Origin of the sequence: Hamadaea sp., assembly GCF_013362815.1 — a bacterium.
GTDB lineage: Bacteria > Actinomycetota > Actinomycetes > Mycobacteriales > Micromonosporaceae > Hamadaea.
Window position 1 is genome coordinate 1 of the sequence record NZ_JABFVK010000111.1, and the last position, 7596, is coordinate 7596.

Consider the following 7596-nt stretch of genomic DNA (forward strand, 5'->3'; position numbering starts at 1 on the left):
GCGCTCAAAGCGTCCAGCGCTCAAAGCGTCCAGCGCTCAAAGCGTCCAGCGCTCAAAGCGTCCAGCGCTCAAAGCGTCCAGCGCTCAAAGCGTCCAGCGCTCAGGCGAAGCCGTCAGCGCTCGATGTCGATCTTCTCGATGACGATCGGCGTGGTGGGCCGGTCGGACCGGTCCGTCGCGGTCGTCGCGATCTGCATGACGACCTGCTCCGAGGCCGCGTCGGCGACCTTGCCGAAGATGGTGTGCTTGAAGTTCAGCCACGGGGTCGGGCCCACGGTGATGAAGAACTGCGAGCCGTTCGTCTTCGGACCGGCGTTGGCCATGGCCAGCAGGTACGGCTTGTCGAACTGCAGCTCCGGGTGGAACTCGTCGTCGAAGGTGTAGCCCGGGCCGCCGCGGCCGGTGCCGGTCGGGTCGCCGGTCTGGATCATGAAGCCCTCGATCACGCGGTGGAACGGCGTGCCCTCGTAGTACGGGCCGTTGCCGGGCTCACCGGTGTTCGGGTCGGTGTATTCGCGAGTGCCTTCGGCCAGCTCGACGAAGTTGCGGACCGTCTTCGGGGCGTGGTTGCCGTAAAGCTCCAGGCGGATCGGCCCGAGGCTGGTGTGCAGGATTGCGTAGCGGGCGTCAGCCACGTGCTTGCTCCCGTCGTCTGGCTCGCCGTGCCCGCACCGGGCGGCGCGTGGTTCCGGCGAGGTGTTCATTACCGTCCCCGATCCTCCCACTTCGTTTGCGGGTGCGGACGGGCGGATCGCGCGTTCCGGTGGTGCGACCTGCTCGGAAGGGGCAGGATGTTTGAGGGGACACCATTGGAGGTGGGGGTTTTGTTCGGTTTCGGGGGGACTCCGAAGACGCGTGGCCAACTGGCCAAGGAGGAGTTCGGCACCGGCTGGGATCACATGGTGCAGGCCGCCTCACACGCGGCCGGCGGCATGGGATCGGCGATCGGGCCGCGCGCCCACGCCATGCGTTCGATGGTCACGCCCGCCGCCGGGCGTGTCCGCGGCCTAGCGTCGTCGGGGTGGGACACTACGGTGAGCACGTTCTCGCCGCTGGTGGCGGCCGCTCGGGAAGGAGCCCGGGAGGCGACCGAGGCGGCCCTCAAAGAGAAGGCCAAGCTCGCGAAGCTGGCCAAGAGGGAGGAGCGGATGAAGCAGAAGCGGATCGGGTTGGCCGTCGGCCTGCTCGCCGCCGGGGTCGCCGTAGGCGCCGCCGCCGCGTTGGTGATGCGCCGTCGTCGTCGATCCACCTGGGAGGAGTACGACCCGTCGCAGGCCCTCGACACCGCGATGGAGTCGACCTCCAACGCCCTCGGTAAGGCGTCCGACAGCATGGAGAAGGCGTCGGACAAGGTCGGCGACAAGATGAAGAGCGCCGGTGACAAGGTCGGCAGCATGGGCCGCAACGCCGCCGAGGAGACTCGGGCGATGGCCAACGACCTCACGGACACGCCGTCGCCGTCGAAGAACGGCGTACGCCGCAGCTGACGCGCAGATATGCAAATGCCGGTGGGACTCGTGCCCACCGGCTTCACGGCAAGCTGACGTAGCCTGGTCGGCATGACTTCTGTCGGCCAGGTTCCGGTCTGTTACCGTCACCCCTCCCGTGAGACGTATCTGTCCTGCTCCCGGTGTGGCCGTCCGATCTGCCCCGACTGCATGATTCCGGCATCCGTCGGCCACCAATGTCCGGAATGCGTACGCGAAGGCAGCCGAAACCAGCGCGCGGCGGTCACCGCCTTCGGTGGCGACGCCCGCGCCGGCGCCCACGGCTACGTCACGAAGGGCCTCATCGCGATCAACGTCGCGATGATGATCATCGGGCTGCTGATGAGTGGCACGGGAAGCCTCTTCGGGGGCGGCTGGGGCGGTCTGCTCGGTGGCGGCGACTCGCTGAGCGACTGGGGCGGCATGATCGGCTCGCAGGCGGGTCTGTGCCATTTCGACGACGGCAGCACAGCTCGATGCGCCTATGACGTGATCGCCCAAGGCGAGTCATACCGCTTCCTGACCAGCATCTTCCTGCATGCGGGTCTGCTGCACCTGGCGCTGAACATGTGGGCGCTGTGGGTCGTCGGCCGGGTGATCGAGCAGGCGCTCGGCCCGCTGCGTTTCCTGGCCCTCTACCTGGTCGCCGGCCTCGGCGGCAGCCTCGCGGTCTATCTGTTCACCGGCCCGAACCTCACGGTCGGGGCGTCCGGCGCGATCTTCGGCCTGTTCGCCGCCTTGTTCATCCTCTTGCGCAAGGTGGGCCGCGACGCCTCGCAACTGCTCGTCCTGATCGTGATCAACGTCGTCTTCACCTTCACGATCTCCGGGATCTCCATCCCCGGTCACCTGGGCGGTCTCGCCACCGGCGCGATCGCGGCGCTCCCACTTGCCTATGCGCCGCAGAAGAATCGCGCGCTCATCCAATACGGTGCGCTGGGCGTCATGTTCGTCGCCATAGTGGTGATAGCGCTGCTCAGGAGCCTCTCCATCACCTAGGGATCGTCACGGTCAGCGCCGCTCCGCCCTCGGGCGCGTGCCCGGCGCTGACCGTTCCGCCCAGACGGCGTACCAGTCCGGCCGCCAACGCGAGCCCCAAACCGCTGCCCACTTTGCGTACCCCTTGATATCGCTGGTGGAGCGCGCCGCGCTCGAAAGCGACGGCCAGATCGTCGTCGGTGAAGCCCGGTCCGCCGTCGCGGACCTGGATGATCGCGCCCTTGAGCTCCGCGGTCAGCTCGACCACGATCGGCTTGCCGGGCGGTACCACCCGCAGCGCGTTCTCCAGCAGGCCGTCGATCACCTGCCGGAGGCGGCCCGCGTCCGTCGTCACCATCAGCGGGCCGTCAGGCACCTGCACCCTCAGGGGTACGCCGTGGGCAGTGCACCGGGGCTGCCAAGCGTCTTGCACCGCCCGGACAACCGGAACGAGATCCACGACAGCGACCTGAAGAGGGAAATCCACCGCGTCCAGGCGAGCCAGGGCCAGCAGATCATCGATGAGCCGAGCCAGATGATCTGCCTCGCCGATCATCGTGCGGCCGACGGGTGCCGTCTCACTCTCCTGGACCACCCCGTCCGCGAGCGCTTCGGCGTACCCGCGCAAGGTGGTGAGCGGCGTCTTCAGCTCGTGGGAGATGGACAGCAGGAACTCGCGCTGCCGAGCCTCGGAGACGGCGAGCGCTCCGGCCAGCTCGTTCAGGGCCGAGGCCAGATCGGCGACCTCCGGCGGATCCTCGACCGGTACGCGTACCGCGTGATCCCCGGCCCGAATGCGCGCCGCGGCGACAGCGGCGTTCCGCAGTGGACGCGTCAGCCGCCGAGCCAGCAGTACTCCGGCCAGCACTCCGGCGAGCAGGCCGGCGCCGAGCGGCAGCCAGAGTCCCTTGAGGACGGCCCAGGCGGTGCCGGTGGCGGCCGGGGCGGTCAGCACGACACCGTCGCCGTCGGCGATCGGGCGGCCTTCGACCAGCGACAATCTTCCCGCGATGGCCATCCGGCGGCTGACCGGATGCCCCTGACTTATCTGCCGGACGACCGACTCCGGCAACCCGGCCCGGTCGCTGACGCCGTTGCGGATCAGATAGATCTCGACGTCGCGTTTGCGCAGCGTCGTCGCCAGGCGCTCCTCGTCGGCCGTACGCCCGCGGTCGATGCGGTTGCGGAGCACCTCGGTCACGAGCTGCGCCTCTTCGGCGAGCACCTGGCGAGCCCGGGTGTCCGAGACGCGTACGGCGATCGGGATCGCCACCAGTGCTGTGACCAGCACCGATATCAGGGCGACCGCAGCACCGGCGGCCGCCGCTTTCGCCACCAGGCTCACGCGACGACTTCGGGGCGGCGTGATCATCTGGAGCGGGCGGGTCAGCTCGTCGCGCATGCGTACCCCACGCCGCGGACGGTTCGGATGACGGACGCGTCGTCGCCGAGCTTCGCGCGTACCTGGGCGACGTGGACGTCGACCGTGCGGGTTCCGCCGTGGGCGGCGTACCCCCAGACCGCGCTGAGCAGCTCCTCCCGGGTGAACACCCGGCCCGGCCGCTGCATCAGATGGGCCAGCAGGTCGAACTCGGTCGCGGTGAGCGAGAGCTCCCGGCCGCTCGCGGTGACCGTCCGCGTGACCGGATCGAGGCGTACGCCGGCCACCGCGCGGCTGCGATCGGGTTCCGGCCGTCCACCGCTGCGCCTGAGGACCGCCCGGAGCCGGGCGACCAACTCCCGTGGGCTGAACGGCTTGGTCAGATAGTCGTCGGCACCCAGTTCCAGCCCGACGATCCGGTCGACCTCGTCGTCGCGGGCGGTGAGGAAGACGACGGGCGTCCAGTCGTCGTCGGCCCGGAGGCGGCGGCAGATCTCGGTGCCGTCGAAGCCTGGCAACGCGATGTCGAGTACGCACGCGACCGGGCGCAGCCGACGGGCGGCCGCCAGTCCGGCCGGGCCGTCGCGTTCGACGTGTACGCCGAAGCCGTCCCGCTGGAGGTAGAGCCGGACCAGATCGGAGATGGCCGGCTCATCCTCCACGACGAGGATCAGTCCCTTGTCGGTCACCGCCCTATCTTGTACAGACTTTGTACGAAGCAGGTAAGGCGGAGGTCAGATCAGCACGGTTTCAGTAGGCGCCGAGCGGGCTGACCAGCCGGGGCGGCTCGGTGGCGACGGTGCGCTGGGTGGCGAGCGTACGCGGCTTGAAGATGTGACTCAGCAGCGCGTCGAGGTGCCAGACGTGTTTCGGATGGCCGACTTTGATGAGGAACCGTTCGCGTACGCCGTCGATCGCGGTGGCCGCGAACTCGACCGCGCCGAGCCGCTGGTCGGGGTGCCAGACGACGTTGCTGAGATGGCGCAGCTCGGTGTTGAGGTGCAGACGCATCTGACGCAGCAGACGCGTCTCCTGCGTCACGACGAGCCGCCGATAGGTGAGGACGAGCAGGTACTCCCGGCCGAGGGGCCGCTCCGGGCGCGTGCATCGGGTGACCAGGACCGCGCCGTCGTCGGGTTCGACGCACCGGCGCATCACGTGCATGTGGCGGGTGACCGTTGCCATCGGCAAGCCGGCCTCCGCCGTCGCGGGCAGAAACGTTCTGGAGAACACGTCCACGGAAGTTCCAACGAGTGCAAGATGCACCGGACACCGCTTACCTGGTTCGTACCTGGAACTGATCGGCCGGCAGCAGAGCCGGCGCAGCATACGGACATGCGAAAGCTTCTTGTTTCGATGCTGCTGGGGGCGGCTCTGCTCGGCGGCGCGACCGCCTGCGGCCCCGCCGACGTCACCGGGGCGGCGGGTCAGGCCGCCGCCGAGTTCACTCCGGAGGGTGAGGCTCTGGTCGCGCTGGGCTTCGACCCTGCCGCCGTCGCCGCGGCCGAACCGGGGTTCGCGGCCGCCGTGGCCGCTCCCTCATCCACCGCCACCACGTCACCGGCGGGCAAGCGGGATTGGCGCAAGCGCCGGGCGGTACGCGTACTGCTGGCGAAGAACACACTCCACGGCGAGGCGGTCGTGCAGAAGAAGGACGGCACGACGATCACCGTCCTCGTCCAGAAGGGAGTGATCACCGAGCTGACCGCCGACCATGTGACGGTGAAGTCGTCCGACGGCTACACGCTGACCTGGTCGCTCGGCGATCAGCTGCGCGTGGTCGAGAAGCGGAAAGCGGTGCAGCCCTCCGAGGTCAAGGTCGGTCAGACCATCGGGGTGGCCGGCGCCCGGCAAGGAGACGACGCGATCGCGCGCTTCATCCTCATTCCGGCACAGAAATAGTCGTTCGTCACCGGATGAAGTATTCTCGGCGGTGCTGCGGACCACGCAGCACCGCGATCGCGCGCCAGTCAGCGGTCACCCGCTACGCTGTCCCCGATCTGTCGGGTGAGGCTGGAGTTCTGCCGCCATGAAGTTGTCCATTCTGATGCCGGTCTACAACGAGGAAGAACGGCTGCCGGAAGCGCTGAAGCAGGCGCTCGCCGTCGAGTACCCGTGTGACGTCGAACTGGTCGTGGTCAACGACGGCAGCTCCGACCGGACCGCGGAGATCCTCCACGGCTGGGAGGACAGCCGGCTGCGGCCGATCAGCCATGAGCGCAACAAGGGCAAGGGCGCGGCGATCAAGACCGCGGTCGACGCCGCCGACGGCGACTACATGGTGATCCTCGACGCCGACCTGGAGTACGATCCGAAGGACATCCCGCGCCTGCTCGAACCCGTGCTGGACGGCAAGGCCCGGATCGTCTACGGAAATCGGAGCTTCGGCGGTCACGCCGCCTTCTCCTTCTGGTACGTGATGGGCAACAAGGGTGTCACCTTGTTCGCCAACATCCTGTACAACAGCTACATCGGCGATCTTGAGACCTGCTACAAGCTCATGCCGCTCGACCTCTACCGCTCCCTGGCGATCAAGTCCAAGGGCTTCGGCATGGAGGCGGAGGTCACCGGCAAGCTGCTGCGCCGCCGCCTGCGCCCGTACGAGGTGCCGATCAGTTACCACGCGCGCACCCGGGAAGAGGGCAAGAAGATCACCGCCATGGACGGCGTCGAGGCGCTGCTCATCCTCATGCGCGAGCGCTTCCGCCCGGTGCCTAAGGGGCGCTGACCGCTAGTACGACTTTCCCCAGGTGAGCGTTGGCGGCGACCCGCTCGTGCGCCTTCGCCGCCTCCTCGACCGGGAACGTCATGTCCACCACAGGACGGATACGCCCGTCTTCGAGCATCGGCCACACCTCTCGGCGTACCGCTGAAACTATCGCGGCCTTCTCCACCACGGGCCGAGACCGAAGCGTGGTGCCCGCGACCGTCAGTCGCTTGCTGACCAGCGCGCCGAGGTCCAGTTCCGCGCGGCGCCCGCCCTGCAGGCCGATGATCACGAGCCGGCCACCGGTGGTCAAGGCCGTGACGTTCTTCCCCAGGTACGCGCCACCGATGATGTCCAAAACCACATCCGCTTGTACGCGACTGAAGTCGTCCTCGCGATAGTCGAGGAGTTCGTCCGCGCCCAGTTCGCGGAGCTTCTCATGCTTTTCCCGCCGGGCTGTGGCGATCACGCGAGCCCCGAGCGCCTTCGCATACTGAATGGCGAACGTGCCGATCCCGCTGCCGCCGCCGTGGATGAGCACGGTCTCGCCCGGAGCGAGGCGGCCGACCATCGTGAGATTCGACCAGACCGTGCACGCGACCTCGGGCAGCGTCGCCGCCTCGATGAGACTCAGCCCCCGCGGCTTGGGGAGGATCTGACCTTCCGGCACGGCGACGAACTCGGCGTAGCCACCCCCGGCGAGCAGCGCGCAGACCTCGGTCCCGCCCGCAAGCGTCCCGGAACACTCCAACCCGAGGTACGCCGGCGCACCCGGCGGCGGCGGATACAACCCCTGCACCTGCAACAGGTCGGCTCGATTGACCGCGGTCGCAGCCACCTTGACGAGCACCTCACCCGGGCCGGGCTCCGGATCGGGCACCTCGCGCCAGACGAGGTCGCCGGACATCGCACGCATGCCTGTAGGCTACGGTGCGAGCCCGTCACGGCGGGCCGGGAGGGTTCGCCTAGTGGCCGAGGGCGGCGGTCTTGAAAACCGCTAAGGCAGCGATGTCTTCCAGGGTTCGAATCCCTGACCCTCCGCC

Annotated in this window: 9 protein-coding genes and 1 tRNA gene; 5 read left to right on the top strand and 5 right to left on the bottom strand. The window is 68.5% G+C overall.

Translation table 11 applies throughout. From position 1 onward, the window contains the following. Positions 1-113: 113 nt before the first annotated feature. On the bottom strand, positions 114-635 hold the full coding sequence (locus tag HOV77_RS33580; RefSeq protein ID WP_290870078.1) for a peptidylprolyl isomerase: 522 nt from the start codon (positions 633-635) through the stop codon (positions 114-116). A gap of 189 nt (positions 636-824) precedes the next feature. On the opposite strand from HOV77_RS33580, the gene HOV77_RS33585 reads away from it, so the two are divergent. Both HOV77_RS33585 and HOV77_RS33590 read left to right on the top strand, forming a co-directional pair. After that, on the top strand, positions 825-1487 hold the full coding sequence (locus HOV77_RS33585; RefSeq protein WP_290870080.1) for a hypothetical protein: 663 nt from the start codon (positions 825-827) through the stop codon (positions 1485-1487). A gap of 72 nt (positions 1488-1559) precedes the next feature. Beyond that, a complete protein-coding gene (locus tag HOV77_RS33590; RefSeq protein ID WP_290870083.1) occupies positions 1560-2486 on the top strand; it encodes a rhomboid family intramembrane serine protease in 927 nt (308 codons plus the stop codon). Here HOV77_RS33590 and HOV77_RS33595 read toward each other — a convergent pair. The 3 genes from HOV77_RS33595 to HOV77_RS33605 all read right to left on the bottom strand — a co-directional run bounded on the left by HOV77_RS33595 (position 2479) and on the right by HOV77_RS33605 (position 5085). Beyond that, complete coding sequence (locus HOV77_RS33595) at positions 2479-3867, bottom strand: HAMP domain-containing sensor histidine kinase (protein WP_290870086.1); 1389 nt, start codon at positions 3865-3867, stop codon at positions 2479-2481. The two genes, HOV77_RS33590 and HOV77_RS33595, sit on opposite strands and share 8 nt — an antisense overlap. Then, on the bottom strand, positions 3852-4535 hold the full coding sequence (locus HOV77_RS33600) for a response regulator transcription factor (RefSeq protein WP_290870089.1): 684 nt from the start codon (positions 4533-4535) through the stop codon (positions 3852-3854). Before HOV77_RS33600 ends, HOV77_RS33595 begins: the two co-directional genes overlap by 16 nt. A gap of 61 nt (positions 4536-4596) precedes the next feature. Then, the gene (locus tag HOV77_RS33605) at positions 4597-5085 is read right to left on the bottom strand and encodes a hypothetical protein (protein ID WP_290870101.1); all 489 of its coding nucleotides are present in this window, start codon (positions 5083-5085) and stop codon (positions 4597-4599) included. A gap of 96 nt (positions 5086-5181) precedes the next feature. On the opposite strand from HOV77_RS33605, the gene HOV77_RS33610 reads away from it, so the two are divergent. Further along, positions 5182-5748: a hypothetical protein gene (locus HOV77_RS33610; RefSeq protein ID WP_290870092.1), complete on the top strand. Its 567-nt coding sequence runs from the start codon at positions 5182-5184 to the stop codon at positions 5746-5748. A 127-nt stretch (positions 5749-5875) separates the two neighbouring features. Further along, positions 5876-6574 carry a glycosyltransferase family 2 protein gene (locus HOV77_RS33615; protein ID WP_290870095.1) on the top strand — a complete coding sequence of 233 codons (699 nt, stop codon included), beginning with the start codon at positions 5876-5878 and terminating at the stop codon, positions 6572-6574. Here the strand turns inward: HOV77_RS33615 and HOV77_RS33620 are convergent. After that, the gene (locus tag HOV77_RS33620; RefSeq protein ID WP_290870098.1) at positions 6561-7469 is read right to left on the bottom strand and encodes an NAD(P)H-quinone oxidoreductase; all 909 of its coding nucleotides are present in this window, start codon (positions 7467-7469) and stop codon (positions 6561-6563) included. The genes HOV77_RS33615 and HOV77_RS33620 overlap by 14 nt on opposite strands. 38 nt (positions 7470-7507) lie before the next feature. Here HOV77_RS33620 and HOV77_RS33625 point away from each other — a divergent pair. Next, a tRNA-Ser gene (locus tag HOV77_RS33625) sits at positions 7508-7594 on the top strand. Positions 7595-7596: the final 2 nt, after the last annotated feature.

Excerpts from the sequence above, each read along its gene's own strand:
- HOV77_RS33590 (WP_290870083.1), top strand. The coding sequence starts at position 1,560 with ATGACTTCTGTCGGCCAGGTTCCGGTCTGTTACCGTCACCCCTCCCGT.
- HOV77_RS33595 (WP_290870086.1), bottom strand. The coding sequence starts at position 3,867 with ATGCGCGACGAGCTGACCCGCCCGCTCCAGATGATCACGCCGCCCCGA.
- HOV77_RS33610 (WP_290870092.1), top strand. The coding sequence starts at position 5,182 with ATGCGAAAGCTTCTTGTTTCGATGCTGCTGGGGGCGGCTCTGCTCGGC.
- HOV77_RS33615 (WP_290870095.1), top strand. The coding sequence starts at position 5,876 with ATGAAGTTGTCCATTCTGATGCCGGTCTACAACGAGGAAGAACGGCTG.
- HOV77_RS33620 (WP_290870098.1), bottom strand. The coding sequence starts at position 7,469 with ATGCGTGCGATGTCCGGCGACCTCGTCTGGCGCGAGGTGCCCGATCCG.